This is a genomic window from Pseudomonas sp. WAC2 (genome assembly GCF_030403525.1).
GTDB classification, from domain to species: Bacteria; Pseudomonadota; Gammaproteobacteria; order Pseudomonadales; family Pseudomonadaceae; genus Chryseomonas; species Chryseomonas luteola.
In genome coordinates, this window is the sequence record NZ_JAUEPD010000014.1 from 24,655 (window position 1) to 38,937 (window position 14,283).

Sequence of the window (14,283 nt, forward strand, 5' to 3'; positions counted from 1 at the left end):
TGATAAAGGACATTATCACATATAAGGTTGCTTTGTTCTTAACCCAAACAGCTAGGTTGGTATGATGACTAAGAATTCATTGAATGCACCCATTGCTTATTTAGATAACTGAGTAAACTCAATATCTATAAAAATTCGGGTAACTTTCTATCGAAATCACCAAATGATATCAAAGAGATATCAAAGAGATATCAACTGAAATTTATTCTTATCTTTCCTTATAAGCAATATCGTATTAAAATAGATCTTCTTCAAAAGGACAGAATAATTTTCTTTCCTTTTGAAAGTAGCCGATAATCTGGTTTCTAACAAACTAAACAACATCTGAATGGATACATTACCTATGAATAGGTTTTTTAGGGATATTCTTGCTGTGAATAAAATTAACTTAAAAAAGCTTATATACACAATAACTTTTACCGGATCCATCTTATCTTTAGAAGCTCAAGCAGATACCATTACACAATGCGAAAATATAAGTCGCCCCTCTGGTTATCTAACTATAGAGAAAAATATATTAAATGGAACTTGTATAACTAAGAAGTCTATAAAGTACGCAACGCCTTACCAAGGGATGTGGATTTTAGAGCCTCAAGAGTTATCAAGCTTTTCTAATCCGTGGTGGGTGGTTACGACAGTAGAGGAAACCATTGCTTCGTCTAGTTTTAGAATAAGCCAGGTAGTTGACGGAATTGTTGCTTGCGCATTCGCAGCCCAACCGCCGTCTAACTACTTCTCCATACCTAACGGATACATACCCAATTGTAGTCATAAATATACTGGAGTTGGAATCGGCAACTCTGTTAAATATGAAAAAATTTTTTACACTGACCTAATTATATCTAATAATCCTGGAAAACTTGCTGTAACGCTAAACCCAAGAAATCCAGAGCAATCGCTTAACTATGTTATTCGAACAACTGCAAATCTAAATGGAAACATCACCACCGTTAGTAAAACAGGACTTAACACTTCAGGTCAATATACTCTAAACTATTTAGCGCCTAGCTTGATACTTCAAGCTCAAAAAGGAGCTAACTTTACTTTTCAGATTGAAGTCTTTACCGGAGTTAAACCTATTGCCAGCAGTACTGTTTCAGCTACAGGTCTGCAAATGCTTGGTATGCCTCCTGCCAAAACATCTAGATTTCTCTGGAGTAATACCGGGCTGCCTTCAATGCAGGCTGAAAAATCTTCTGACTTTATATTAAATGGAGGCCAGTCTTTAGCCCTTGGTCAACAAGTAGCGTTGGGATCCTATTTACTTGTATTTCAAACAGACGGAAACTTAGTAATTTATGGCCCAAATAATTCTGTGGTGTGGGCCTCATATACTCAAAATAAAGGTGCTACCAATGCTATAATGCAAAATGATGGTAATTTTGTAATATATGATGCAAATGGCACAGCCTTATGGAATACTGGAACATATAACAATCCTGGCGCATATTTAATGTTCCAAGACAATGGCACACTATCAATTATAAAGAAAGATTAAGTACAAATTAATCAGATCAGGGAGATCTCGCTTACAAAGAGATCTCTCTGATTTTTTCCCAAGAAGCTGAAACTTAATAGTTAAAAAATCAAGATCAATATGTGGTCAAAGTAAATATAGATTAATAACTATAGAATTTCTTCTTTCAGGCTTTCTTTATAATTGCTATGCAAGAATTCTAAGACCATTTTTCTCAATCACGGTCAGCAGTCGTTCAGCGGGACCGCCAGGAGTTTTATTGCCCCGCTCCCACTCGCTGATCAGGTTCTTGCTTACATTTAAGTAGCGCGCAAAAACCGGCTGGGAAACTCTTTCACGCTTGCGAAGCGCTACGATCTCCTCAGGCGTAAACTTCTTGGCCGGCTGGAGGCAGGCCTCGTCAAATTCACGCATGGTTGTTTTAGTCACCACACCGGCATCATGAAGACCTTCAGCCGTCTCATGTATAGCGGCAAAAATGTCACTTCGGTACTTCTTAGGCATTCAAATCACCTCCACGTAGGTGCCGTTTTGCAAAGCCTTCTTGAGGTCCCCCTCAGAGAGATCAAGAGTGGCTTTAGCCAATTTCTTGAAGGCGGCTAATTCGTCTTGCTTGATATTGGCTCGTGAGCTCTTGGGGAAGCCATAAACAAAAAAAGACCTTGTAGCTATCCGGTACAAGACAATAGTTCTATACCCTGCCGACTTGCCGCTTCCCTCTCTTGCAATACGCTGCTTGATGACACCACCACCCAGATTGGCCTCTATCAATCCTTGATCAGCATTGGCTATCGAAGCCTTTAGGTCCTCTTCTGTGATGCCCTCCGCGTCGGCAAAGCGAGTAAACCACTTGCTTTTAAACACCCTCACGAAAAGAGCCCATATTAGTCTTTAGCATCACACGAAATATAATACTTAGTATGATGTTTTTCTCAAAAATAGCAATGTCTCTAGAGCGTTATCAAGGTCTGACCCGTGTGGCTTTAAGAGCCGGGTTCGCTAGAGGATTTGTTCCGCTGAGCACAGGTCAGCAGGTGTATCGGATTTCCAGAAGCCTCAGTTAGCACTGTGTCCGTAAACCTCAGTGTCCCTTTGCAGTGAGGCAGGCAAAAGAACCGTTTGGCTCATATTTAATAGACGCATCTAACTCTAATCGAGTAGCGTTTTAGCCTGAGTTGCTCTCGCACTGAATCCAGCAATCATTGCTTTCTTTCCATAGTGTAGAGCTTCCTTATACAGTCAGTGCTCCTTGGAAACGCCCGTCCTAGATAGGAAGATAAAAGATGATACGGAAGGTTATACGTCAGACGCGTTCAGCATGTTATGCGTCAAGTGACGCCTAATAATAGTTAGGGAAAACAACTCATGCCCGCAGACGAGGAGTTACCACTGCTGGATGCTTTGCGAGGCTTGGCAATGCTTCAGCAAGAGTTCTTGCGCCTTGCACTCTTCGTCGCATCCCAAGGCTCAACCACATATGAAGGCGAAACCCTGACTTGTAGCCTCCCGGACGCACAACGACGCACAAGCACATTACTAGCAATGGGGGCAGGGCAATCTGTCGAGTCCCTTTTACACATTGCCAAACACCGCGGAATTCCTGTCCGCGACGCCTATCCAATCGCACGATCAGCAGTCGAGTCTTTCGTAAATGCAAGCTACCTCCTAGCGGAGTCAAATGCGGTTGCAGACCGAGCTGTTGGGTACATCGAATTCGCCGCATGGCGGCAACACAATCGGAAATTCGGAAGTGGCGAATACTCGATTGAAGTCCGCACAGACCCTGACCCAGTATCAACACTTGCATCTAAATTTCCCGAATTTTCAGGCAAAGGAAACGGAAGCTGGACCAACCTAGATACGCCAAGTCGCATCAGGCGGGTAGGTGAACTTGCAGGGCGCAAGGCTGGATCGCGGCTGCTCGCCGCATATGGGCTGATCTATTCACTCTCGTCAGAGGTCATTCATGGCTCACCCTTTGGCGCGAGCTTCTTTTATTCAGCCCACCTCAAAGAAGAACACACCACAGAAGCCTTCATCACTGGGACGGTTCGGCAGTTAGAGGAAATCCTCATTGCAGTTCTTCACGCGGGATGTGGTTACTTGGCTGCCTTCTTTGAAAAACAGCAAATGCAAGCAGGGCTTGATGCCGAAGAAAAGCTATTCAAACGGCTTATGGCGCTGAGCACCAAACCGGCATCAGCCTTTCCTCACGAAAATGTTGGAAAACCCTAACAGCTGGTTCAAACCGCTCGCTTCGCTCACTGGGACGGGCTAAAGCCCGCCCCTTAACCAAACGTTAGGGCTCCCATGCCAATCACAGTGCGAGTACTCTTTTTGATGGGCGCGTTGGCCCTTGGTTTATTTGTATTTTATCTGGGGGCATCGACTTCGTATGCTCTTGAGCCTGAAGAGTTTGGGAACCGTGCAAAACTCTTCTGGTTAACGTGTAGCGTTTTGGTTTGCTTACCGTTGTGGCTTCCAGCACTACTGCCTGTCAGCTCTTGCTGCATCAGCGCTTTTTGTAGGTGGGTTTGCGCCTTACTGCTTCTAGTTCCGGCTTATTTCTGCGGCACGATCGTAATCCATAACCTCAGTGGAGGTTGGCTAGTGTTGCGTACCGAGCCCGGCCCGCTTCTAATTGGCGTTGGATTAACATCAATATGCGTCGCCGGCTCTGCAATCTTGGTGTGGGTTAATCTGCGAGGTCGTGGCAAAAGGGGCGCGCCCTAACAAGTGGTTCAAGTCGCTAGGGCAACCTGCCAAAAAAATATGACACCGACGTGTCGAATTGGCTTTCAACAAATAAAGAGAAGTTGGTTGAAATCTGGAAATCTCTTCAAAGTGGCGGTGAACCCAGCGCAATTATTGGGGAATTGCAAGGTGACGTATAACAATACGCTCAACACCGTTCGCTTCGCTCACTTGACTCGCAAAAGCTACGCTTTTGCTCGCCTGTTAGCTTAACCGTTATACGTACGATCACATATTGAGGTCATGATGAGTTGGAAAGACTTTCTTCTTGAGGCGTTTCGAATCTATCGAGGCAATTTTGTTTCAAAAGTTGTTTTGGCAATCATTACGCTGGCAGCAACGCTTTTAGGAGTATCGCCATGGTGGAATTCAATTCTGACCCCAATTATCGAAAAGTACTTTGAAGTCAAAATCTCGGACCCATCTACCCCTATTGGGATCTGGCTTCTTGTGTTGGCGGTAGCTCTCACCTTGCTTGAGATGTTCCGACTTTATCGCCTAGAAGCTTTGAAAGTTAAAGGCAACTCCATTTCAAAAGAGATGCAAGGAATTCAAAGTGACGACGCATTCTTTCGACTAAGGTCGGAGTCAGAAAAAAGCGCCTTGAGCATTCTTCGCCGTCTAATCGACATGCATTTCAACATTCATGGATCAGACCCAGTTCTTGCTTCGGTTGGCAAGAAAGTCCGGTATGGAGATGAAGAAGCTGTCTACAGTTACGTTGACGCCATTGTTGTTGGTCAAACATCGCAAAAAGCCAAGAAGGACTTTTTTATGTTGCTTGGAGACGCAACAGGCCATCCTCTTGCTTATAAATTCGTTCGTGTTTATGAAGGCCTGGTAAAAGAAGCAAAGTTAAAGTCAAAAATGCATCTCGTGTATGGGACGCCAATGTTTCAAGCCTTCTCAAATATTACTCATGCATCAATGCTACCAATTCGGAAACAAGCGTATTGGGAAGAGTACGTATAACAATTCGTTCCAGCGGATCACCTTCGGCGTCCGCTGAACTCAAACGTTAGCCGCCAAAGACCTTAAGATCCACAGCCAGAGAGCAATCATGTTTGCGGAGTTGAAAAACAAGGAACTGCATCTTTACGGCAAGACAGCTGAGCTCAATGCAGTCGCTAGATCAATTCATAAGGGGAGGCACGGCGCATCAGCATCCTTTGATCTTTACAGCTCAATCTCCTTGTTTTCCAAACTGTACACCAAGTGTCATGGCAAGCTCGCCACCATAGAAATTAAAGAATCGGAGATTTACATAACTTACTCCGAGTCCGTAAAAAACCACCTCTACACCTACTTATCAATGCCATGTGACACACAACCGGGCGCTCTGTTTTCCCTTACTCACTCAAGTCGAGACGATCCACCATTGCTGGCAGACAGCTCGCTTGAATTAGTCATCCATATTATTTCTAGCGAAACATGAGAGCTCGGCTAACGAATGGTTCAAGCCGCTCGCTTCGCTCGCTCGGGACGGCGTTCCGCCACCCCTTAACCAAACGTTAGGCCTCGGAGAGACATGAGAATCAGCGAGCGCTACTTTCAGAACCTGCTGTCGGCGGAAGGCCAAGTATCTGCCGTATCGGAATTGGCAGGACTCTGGTCTAGTCGGGCCAACGAACATCTTCCGCTTCTCGGTCTTTCACGTCCTGAATTCAATGTTCAGCTTGTCCTTGCCTATGCGGGCGAGGTTCAAAATGGCGGGCACGTGCAGTTCTTTCTGAATCCAGTCGGCCGCTATGCATCATTGGTGGTCCCTGCGCTTCGGGAGGTCAAGTTGCCCGACCTTGGCGGGCTTCTAGAGCAAGTCCTTGGTCTGTTTCCTGATGTTATCCTTCTCGGTTCTGAGGTGGTGGCATCCCAAATCGGTCAGCTGGCTTCTCAGCTCGAGGCAGCGGATGCAGAGTTTTATCGCATTAGTTCTGCTGTCGACCAGGCGTGCCTAGAACATCTTCGGGCGCATGCGGCCGAAGTACTTAAAGAAGAGAGAATGGCCTAACAACAGGTTGGAGCCGACGGCTTCGCCGCGGCTCAACCTGAGCGTTAGCAATCATGATCAAATCCATCGAAGACCTCCACAGCATTTATGTTCAAATTCGTTTCGGCTGGGCGAATTGGAGTGCTCTTTCTCAATGGGCACTTGAGCGACTGCTGAATCATGAAGACAATGACGATGAGAATATAATCCTCCTGGCAGGGTCGTCGTTCGAAGATGATGCAAAAGAGCTAGCAAGCAAGATACTAGTAAAGCACCTTGACCTAGAAAAACAAAACGAGGAGTATTGGGCAGGAAAGTTTATTGTACAGCTTTACGAGAAATTTTATAAAAAAGAGCTAAGCATATTTGAACTTAGCGATATTATCGACAAAATCTACTACAATCTTGGATATCCAAGCTGGCTTGATATGCTTTCAAGAAATTGCGAGTATGCAACTGATGTAGAAAGCTTTGAAGTACCGTTTCATGAAGAGTTTAACTACATCACTGAACTTTGGAAGTCTTGTATAAGCCTCGCTGAATTTTTATCAAAATACGATCGAACCATTTCGAACACCCACGATGTATAAGGCTGCTAACAGATGGTTCAAATCGCTCGCTCCGCTCGCTGGGACTGGCTAAAGCCCGCCCCTTAACCAAACGTTAGACCTAGATCATGAATGGACTTACACGCGAGAGTTCATCGACTATCGCCTTTGTTGTGAATTGTTATTTTAATGATGCAATCAACACTGAGGAATTGCAGCAGTGGGCTTTCATGGTTCTGGAGTCAGCAGAATCATATCCAGACTACATAACGGAATTATTAACTTTTGACGCACCCCGCTTTCATATCTACAGATCAATAGGCTTCAGCCCTAGTCGTAGCTTTACAAAGCAGGAAGATGAAGCAATTTTCGGAATTGCATATATCCGTAATCGTAAAGTATTTGATGGCCCGAGCAGGGATAGAGCTTTGAACTCACTACATAATAACCATGTGATTCTTACTGAGTTCAGAACTTATTTTCCGTTCATCCATGTAGAAGTGTAAGGTCTAACTAGTGGTTCAAACCGTTCCCTGCGCTCACTGGGACGGCCTAAAGCCCGCCCCTTAACCAAACGTTAGGCAATTATGTATCGTATCCCAGAAGACTTAGACCTCTCAGGAATGGTCGGAGAAATCACGACGCAGATACTGGTTGGTCAGTTCGATCTGCAGTTCAGCTTTGGGAAATACCATTTTGCAGTTCAATCAAACATAACTCTTGTCAAAAGCGGTGAAGTTATTGGTGTCTGGCAAGAAGGTGTTTGGCCTCCATCTCTTTTTTTGAAATCATGAATGTCAGCGTAGTGAGATGCCAAATTCCGGATGACAGAACAATCGCTATCTACCTAGACAACGGCATTGAGATACATCTAAAAGACAATTCAGATCACTTTGAGAGCATGCAAATCTTAATTGATGGCGAGCTAGGGCCGTGGGTCATCTGAAAGGCCTAACACATAGTTCAAACCGTTCGCTGCGCTCACTGGGACGGGCTAAGGCCATCCCTTAACCAAACGTTAGGTTCCACATGGCTCTTGACCAACACATAGATGCAATTGAGGCTTGGGCCGGTGTCCCGCTTGCCCATCAATACCGAGCTTTGCTCGCTAGCCACGGTGGCCAGTTCGTTGGAGACCTGGTGCGGTTCTACACTGCAGACGAAATCATTGAGCGCAACGATTGCTACGAGGTTCAGCTGTACTGTCCTGGATATCTGGCCATCGGAGACGATAGCGGAGGACGTGCCGTCGTCATCAGTCTCCAGTTATCATCCTCGCCCGTTTTCATCGTAGACCACGGTAGCATGACCCCAGAAGACTTTTATCTTGTGGCTGAAAGCCTTCCGAGTTGGGTTAGTGAAGGCTGTCCGCTGTGAGCTGGGCGGAGCCTCGCAATTAGCCTAAGCCGACGACGCTTTAAATCAAAGGATTGTGCCAATCCCAACATAACGCTCTACGTCTTTAGCGAAACGGATAATTACATGTCATTCCGTTTCTACGATATGGCTTTCTCTAACGCTAGATATTTACCATAACGTCCGTTGCGCGTAGACGCTTTGTAGCAGCCCAGTAGTTATTTGGGGCTACCCTTGTGATGAGTGACCGCTATCGGCCAATAACGGACGCTACAAGTCAGCGCTATGGCTTATGGCAACACCTAGCATCCGCTATAAGCGCGAGTACTACCAGGTCCTCGCCGGCCACTGACAAACCAAGCCGGCCAAGTTCGATGCGCTCAAGGGAATCACTTCAGAAGCCCCTCGCTATTAGCCTTTAATTACCGTTGAGACCGCTATCTCTAGTTAGTAACCTGCGCTTCCAGTCATTCTCGCGCTCAAGCATCTGTTCCTTGCCAGTGTGCTTATCTGCGATTTCCAAGATGGAGAAATGAAAGCCGTTAGTGAAACTTGAGCCCTTTTCGGCCTTCAGCGCCTTCAGCCGCTCGTTTCCACCATGACCACCGTTGGCATACACGCTCCACCTCCCCCAGATGCCTCCTTCCCCGGTGGCGCTTCCGACATAAAGCACCTGATGTTGGCGATCAGAGATCAGGTAAACACCCGCCACACTAGAAAGGGCTGATACCCAAGACTGGATACCCTGTTTCGCAATGATCCTAAGTTCACGGTGGCTAATCTCTACTGCCTTGAACCCTGGAAAGGGGCCGATTGACACTCGCTCCGGCAGAATCTGAAAAACAGACATTTTGTCGATACAGGTTTCAAGCTTCCGGTAGGGCGACCTATCGGTACGGTGATAGCTGATTACCAGACGCCCTTCGATCTCCTTGAACTCCTCCATCCGGCGATAGCTGTAGCGAAACTTGCACTTCGTCTTTGGCTCGTCGATGGGGGTCGCTTTTAACGAATCATAAGCTCCAACGAACAACCACTTCTTAGGGTCGGGGAGCTGAATGACTGAAATTAGATACTTTGCCTTGAAGTTTCTCTTCGTCTGCCAGGATTGCCAGTCGTCAAAGTCGCCATCTAGATAGACATCAAGAGGGTCCGAATCCCCACTATGGCTCGCCAGATGGATCTTTGTATGTTTAGGATCAAAGTCAGAGAAAAATGAACCCAGTATTTTTTCTAGCATGTAAAGAAAATCCTTTACTGGCGCAACAACTACAGGCCCGTAAAGGTATAGCTGCAGTTATGTTTGCGATAAGTGATGATTGCACCTTCGAGAACTTTGGCGATGGGCTTGAGAAAGTCTTGTCGAGGCATTTCCGGGAGGACCAGGAACCGCCGTACCGGTTGCCCCAGCAGTGTCTTGATCCCCTCGCCATGAATCAGGAGCTGGCCAACGGCGGTATAGACACTTTGCGTGTCGGCGGATGTCTTCACTTCATAGAGATCTGTCCTGCTTTCATAGATTGCCGCAAGGTCGATTGCCTGGTTTTTCTGAAGGTTGGCTCCGCTCCCCAAGATCTTGGCAAGAGCAGCAACGATGGCGCCGTGCTCTACCACTCGCCTACCGGTAGTAGCCGGCGGTGTTATGTTGCTCTTGCCCGAAAACTCGTCGAAATATACGGATAGGGCCATCATAGAGTCGAGCTCCGCTGAGCCGCCCTTTCCGCCGCCGCTTCCAGGGCTGCTGTCTGCTTCCGCATTTATGCTGGCAACCCGTGTCGCCACTTCTCGTGCCTCTTGGGCGAAGGCAAAGAGCTTATCGATCATGTCAGGCTCGTCGAGGCCAGCGATCAAGATCACTCTATTCGTCTGGTTGCCGTCCTGGGCATCCACGCTATTGCTAAATTGGGCGAGTACGAGATTCTTTCGCAGGCCGGCTTTGCCCTTGGTCAGTCTTCCTCGATACGCAAGGAAAATCTCGCCTGCCCTATCACGAACAAAAGTTCCGGCATACAACCTCTTATACAACTCGTTGGGGAAGTTCAACTGTACAGCCAACTCCAGCCAATCTACCGCTCCTGGTGCGCCAAATAGCAGATGATTCAAGTGCTTCGCAGGGTCGTCGCCTGTGTGGTGCCCCGACGGGTACGTGAGTTCACGTGATTCGTTGTACGGAAACGCTTTGCGCATGATCTTCGCGAACTTGGTGTTGAGTGCGGCGATAGCCTTCGGATCCGTAATAATCTCGAACATGAGGTCGTCTCGATTCACGTGACTCGGCGCGGCCTTGATCGTTGCCCGGATTAGGATGCTATTGAGGGTGCGCTGGTCTATCTCTCGTACGCCGTTGCGCCAGTAGTTTTTCGCCATCGATGGAGGAATAGGCTCGAGGTAGATATCTCCTTCCTTAGCTAGGACTGCATGGGCGAAAAACTGGAAGTCCTCGATGGTCGCCAGGAGGTCGCCTTTATCGCTTTCGGGGTCAGACTCAACCGCGCCAATGCGCGCTATCCCGAAGTAATGCGGCCGATTGCTGAGTCGTTGCTCAGTAAAGGCTTTGTCCAGCAGCTTCCCTTTGTAGTAGATGACCTGCGTGCCAGGCTTGAGGATCGAACTGTAGCGCTTGGGAAAGTGGTAGACGACACCCGTCTCGTCGTTCCAGTTCGAGACGTCGTTTTCAGCGATCACTGCGGGCATGAATCGGGAGTCCTTTCCTAATCGAGGTCAGTACTCTACCAGGGCTGCTATACGACTGGCTCAAGTTGATGGCCTTTTTTCATATTGCCTGAGCCCGCTTGCTGTAGGATCGTGGACATTGCACTTACTGATTCACGCTCAGGAGCAGCTTTTATCGAGGGCCGCTGCAGAGCACAAATACTTCTTCCAAAAAATTAGCTCGATGTACTGATCTCTTAGCCTTGAGACAGGGCAGAGTCATAGCTATATATGTGTTGTCATTAGGGTCTACCCCAGCGACTACACCTGCGTATTGGCCCAATGCTGTTGATATTTGGCCTGTGGGCCGCTTATGGGCATACCAGGTCGGGCGGATAATCCCTCTACTGAAAACACATCACTGACTTACCAGGTCCAGAGATGTTTGCATTTGACGCTTCGCTAAAACTAAGCGCAGCAGGTAGAGGATGATTGGAAATGAAACTTACACAGATTAGAAACGCAACCCTGACAGTAGAGTTTGCCGGCAAGAAAATCCTTATTGATCCCATGCTGGCTAGGAAGGGCACATATCCTGGTTTTGAGGGAACTGTTAATAGTCATCTAGCCAACCCATTGGTAGAGCTGCCAGTAGCGGTCGATACACTACTCGACGTCGATGCCGTTATTGTTACGCATACCCATGCTGACCACTGGGATGATGCAGCTCAGAAACTAATTCCCAAGGACATGTTGATCTTTGCTCAGCACGCAAGGGATGCCGCACTCATACGGAATGCCGGGTTTAAAAACGTTCGTGTTCTGACCGAAAACACATCTTTTGAAAACATCACTCTTATCAAAACATTTGGTCAGCATGGAAGTGACGAGGCGCTTGAGCAGATTGGTGAGATCTTGGGAGATGCCTGCGGTGTCGTCTTTAAGCATCCTGATGAGAAAACACTCTATCTGGCTGGCGATACCGTCTGGAATGAATACGTCATTCAGAACCTTGAAGCCTATTCTCCTGACGTCATCATTCTTAATACTGGTGATGCTCAAGTGATAGGCCTTGGTTCGATCATCATGGGAAAGGAAGACGTCAGCCACGTCTGCGAAGCTGTTCCTCACTCAACCATTTTCACTACACATATGGAAGCCATTAACCACTGCACATTGTCTAGAGCAGAGCTACGGCAGTTCATCGGTGAAAAGGGCCTGACCTCTCGTGTGCTGGTTCCTGAGGATGGCGAAACCTGCACCCTTTAAGATGACCTATAAACCAGAGGAATATCCTATGTCGAACGAGGCCAACAAGGCGCTGGTCAGCCGCTTCTATGATGCTCTACAGAACGGACAATACGATCTCATTAGAGAACTATGTCACCAAGATTTCGTGTTCTACGCTCAGGTTGATATGCCTCATTACGGTGCCGAAGGATTCATAGCGTCTGAAAAGAAAAATCTTGATGCTTTCAAAGGGTTCAGGATGCCGATAAAGGCTTTGGTTGCAGAAGGTGATCAGGTAGCAGCCTATCTGGAATTTGAGGGAATCCAGAGTGGGGAGATTGCGGGAGTAGCACCTGCAGGCAAACGGCTTAGGATGTCCCTGATGATGTTGTTGCGCATCGCTGACGGGAAAATCATTGAGAAAAGAGCTCACTTTGATAATGCAGATATCAAAAGACAATTGCTTGGTAGTTAATTGAGCAGGGTGATCAGCAGGTTGCTATAAAAAAGGCCTGCTTTTACCTTTGAGTTGAGGTTTCAGTGTCTATCCCTACCGTTGCCCTGGTGGTGTACAACCACTTTAGTCCTTTTCACCTGTCGGTTCCGTGCATTATCTTCGGAGACATCCTGCCGGAGCATAAGCTCTTTAACCTAAAGCTCTGTGCAGGTGAGCCAGGTATACTCCGATCCGATCAAGGGATGAGCATAGATACCCTATATGGCCTAGAGACACTTCCAGAAGCTGATATCGTCATTATTCCCTACTGGCGTGATCCTGCGGAGCAACCTGATCCAAGACTTTTGGACGCGCTGACGTCAGCCCATCGACAGGGTAAACAGGTAGTAGGGTTATGCTTGGGCACCTACGTTTTGGCCTATGCAGGCCTTTTAGATGATCGTAGAGCATCAACACACTGGGAGCTGGAGCAGGATTTCATCAAACGCTTCCCTCAAGTCCATCTGGATACCAATGCCTTATATGTAGACGACGACAACCTGATTACCTCTGCAGGTACGGGTGCGGGCCTTGATTGCTGTCTCTATTTGGTACGTCAGCATTATGGCAGCGTAATAGCCAATAAGGTGGCCCGCCGCATGGTGATTCCTCCTTATCGCGAAGGTGGGCAAGCTCAATTCATCGAGCAACCCATCCCCGAATCCACTCAGGATGCCCGGATTAACAGGCTACTCGATTTCCTGCGAAGAAACCTAAGTAAGCCACACGATATCGATGCTCTTGCAGCTTTTACAAAAATGAGCCGTCGTACCTTTACTCGTCATTTCCATAAGGCAACAGGAATGTCAGTGGGCGACTGGCTTGTATCTGAACGCCTGCAACGTAGCCAGGAACTGCTGGAGTCCACTAGTCATTCAGTAGAGATTATCGCAGAGCTTGTAGGCTTTCAGTCAGTCAGTTCTTTCCGAGAGCATTTCAAGATAACGTTTGGTGTTACGCCGAGCGAATGGCGCAAAACATTCCAAGGCGTATTGACCTAAAACTATAGCTATATGCAAGACAGGTATAGTTTTCTTTGTGTAATCATTAGGGTGTACCCCAGCGACTACACCAGAAAGCCAGCGTCCAGGTGTAGCGATAAGCAGCCAGAACGACTTAAACTGCTACACCGCCTTTTCGCTACCTCTAACGACTACACAAGCCTTCCCTGCCGATTTACTTATCAGCCTTGATGCTGTTCGAATAGCAGTCTCATGAGTTGTAGAAGAGCCCCATGCAAGCGATAGCAAAACTTCCTGACGCCACCCGGCAAACCCTCAAGGTCGAAGGCCTGAAAGATGCCTGCAGGCAGGCCTGGAGGTTGGGTGCCGAAAACCTGATCTGCATGAATGAGGAAACGTGGACGTTTACCCGAGCTGACCTGCTGGAAATGGTCGGCCTGAGTAGAGCGGGGCTATTTGCGCCGTATTCTGATACCTGGAAAGCGCCCACTTCAGAAGAGCTCAAGGAGATGATGCGTCTGATGGACCTCTCTACATCCAAAGTTGGGCGGCTACTAGGTATAGATCCCAGCAGGGTCCGTAGATGGACAACCTTAGGAGATGAGGTGCCTTATGCACTGTGGCGACTGTTATCTATCTATGCCGGCATCGTAGAGCCCAATCTGACGCAAGATTTAAGCGACCTACCAACCAAGCTGTAGGTAAGGCTCTAGCCAATCACCATTCTTGTAACGCTGTGGCGTCAAGGGAAATGGCGGGGGGCCCCGGCTCTGCTGGGGTTCCGCGTCCGCAGGACCGGCCAACGGCCGTATTTCCCTTGA

General features: G+C 47.5%; 15 protein-coding genes and 1 pseudogene. 12 read left to right on the forward strand and 4 right to left on the reverse strand.

Going from position 1 to position 14,283, the window contains the following annotated elements; genetic code table 11:
- Window positions 1-328 precede the first annotated feature (328 nt).
- A complete protein-coding gene (locus QWJ10_RS22820) occupies window positions 329-1,498 on the forward strand; it encodes a hypothetical protein (protein ID WP_289929793.1) in 1,170 nt (389 codons plus the stop codon).
- Window positions 1,499-1,663: 165 nt separating this feature from the next.
- Here the strand turns inward: QWJ10_RS22820 and QWJ10_RS22825 are convergent, their stop codons facing one another.
- Together QWJ10_RS22825 and QWJ10_RS22830 are read right to left on the reverse strand one after the other, a co-directional pair.
- The gene (locus QWJ10_RS22825) at window positions 1,664-1,981 is read right to left on the reverse strand and encodes a DNA-binding transcriptional regulator (RefSeq protein WP_289929795.1); all 318 of its coding nucleotides are present in this window, start codon (window positions 1,979-1,981) and stop codon (window positions 1,664-1,666) included.
- The gene (locus QWJ10_RS22830) at window positions 1,982-2,347 is read right to left on the reverse strand and encodes a type II toxin-antitoxin system RelE/ParE family toxin (protein ID WP_289929796.1); all 366 of its coding nucleotides are present in this window, start codon (window positions 2,345-2,347) and stop codon (window positions 1,982-1,984) included.
- A 495-nt stretch (window positions 2,348-2,842) separates the two neighbouring features.
- On the opposite strand from QWJ10_RS22830, the gene QWJ10_RS22835 reads away from it, so the two are divergent.
- The 7 genes from QWJ10_RS22835 (at window position 2,843) to QWJ10_RS22865 (ending at window position 8,143) form a co-directional block, all read left to right on the forward strand.
- Window positions 2,843-3,712 carry a DUF5677 domain-containing protein gene (locus QWJ10_RS22835; RefSeq protein WP_289929797.1) on the forward strand — a complete coding sequence of 290 codons (870 nt, stop codon included), beginning with the start codon at window positions 2,843-2,845 and terminating at the stop codon, window positions 3,710-3,712.
- Between the two features lie 765 nt (window positions 3,713-4,477).
- Entirely contained in the window at window positions 4,478-5,203 is a 726-nt protein-coding gene (locus QWJ10_RS22840) for a hypothetical protein (protein WP_289929798.1), read from the forward strand.
- An 88-nt stretch (window positions 5,204-5,291) separates the two neighbouring features.
- A complete protein-coding gene (locus QWJ10_RS22845; RefSeq protein ID WP_289929799.1) occupies window positions 5,292-5,666 on the forward strand; it encodes a hypothetical protein in 375 nt (124 codons plus the stop codon).
- 93 nt (window positions 5,667-5,759) lie between these two features.
- Window positions 5,760-6,239, forward strand: coding sequence for a DUF4375 domain-containing protein (locus tag QWJ10_RS22850; RefSeq protein ID WP_289929800.1), 480 nt, complete (start codon window positions 5,760-5,762; stop codon window positions 6,237-6,239).
- Between the two features lie 53 nt (window positions 6,240-6,292).
- Window positions 6,293-6,808: a hypothetical protein gene (locus QWJ10_RS22855; protein WP_289929801.1), complete on the forward strand. Its 516-nt coding sequence runs from the start codon at window positions 6,293-6,295 to the stop codon at window positions 6,806-6,808.
- 86 nt (window positions 6,809-6,894) lie between these two features.
- Complete coding sequence (locus QWJ10_RS22860; protein WP_289929802.1) at window positions 6,895-7,272, forward strand: hypothetical protein; 378 nt, start codon at window positions 6,895-6,897, stop codon at window positions 7,270-7,272.
- A gap of 523 nt (window positions 7,273-7,795) precedes the next feature.
- Complete coding sequence (locus tag QWJ10_RS22865; RefSeq protein ID WP_289929803.1) at window positions 7,796-8,143, forward strand: SMI1/KNR4 family protein; 348 nt, start codon at window positions 7,796-7,798, stop codon at window positions 8,141-8,143.
- 397 nt (window positions 8,144-8,540) lie between these two features.
- Here QWJ10_RS22865 and QWJ10_RS22870 read toward each other — a convergent pair whose 3' ends face one another.
- Both QWJ10_RS22870 and QWJ10_RS23235 read right to left on the reverse strand, forming a co-directional pair.
- Window positions 8,541-9,362, reverse strand: coding sequence for a GIY-YIG nuclease family protein (locus tag QWJ10_RS22870; RefSeq protein WP_289929804.1), 822 nt, complete (start codon window positions 9,360-9,362; stop codon window positions 8,541-8,543).
- Between the two features lie 1,043 nt (window positions 9,363-10,405).
- Window positions 10,406-10,816 (reverse strand): annotated as a pseudogene (locus QWJ10_RS23235) (restriction endonuclease); the annotation flags it as partial.
- 456 nt (window positions 10,817-11,272) lie between these two features.
- On the opposite strand from QWJ10_RS23235, the gene QWJ10_RS22880 reads away from it, so the two are divergent.
- The 4 genes from QWJ10_RS22880 to QWJ10_RS22895 all read left to right on the forward strand — a co-directional run bounded on the left by QWJ10_RS22880 (window position 11,273) and on the right by QWJ10_RS22895 (window position 14,163).
- Entirely contained in the window at window positions 11,273-12,043 is a 771-nt protein-coding gene (locus tag QWJ10_RS22880; RefSeq protein WP_286788136.1) for an MBL fold metallo-hydrolase, read from the forward strand.
- Window positions 12,044-12,071: 28 nt separating this feature from the next.
- Window positions 12,072-12,479, forward strand: coding sequence for an ester cyclase (locus tag QWJ10_RS22885; protein WP_286788137.1), 408 nt, complete (start codon window positions 12,072-12,074; stop codon window positions 12,477-12,479).
- A gap of 65 nt (window positions 12,480-12,544) precedes the next feature.
- Complete coding sequence (locus tag QWJ10_RS22890; RefSeq protein ID WP_289929806.1) at window positions 12,545-13,501, forward strand: helix-turn-helix domain-containing protein; 957 nt, start codon at window positions 12,545-12,547, stop codon at window positions 13,499-13,501.
- Between the two features lie 233 nt (window positions 13,502-13,734).
- Window positions 13,735-14,163, forward strand: coding sequence for a hypothetical protein (locus QWJ10_RS22895; RefSeq protein ID WP_289929807.1), 429 nt, complete (start codon window positions 13,735-13,737; stop codon window positions 14,161-14,163).
- The last annotated feature ends 120 nt before the right edge of the window (window positions 14,164-14,283 follow it).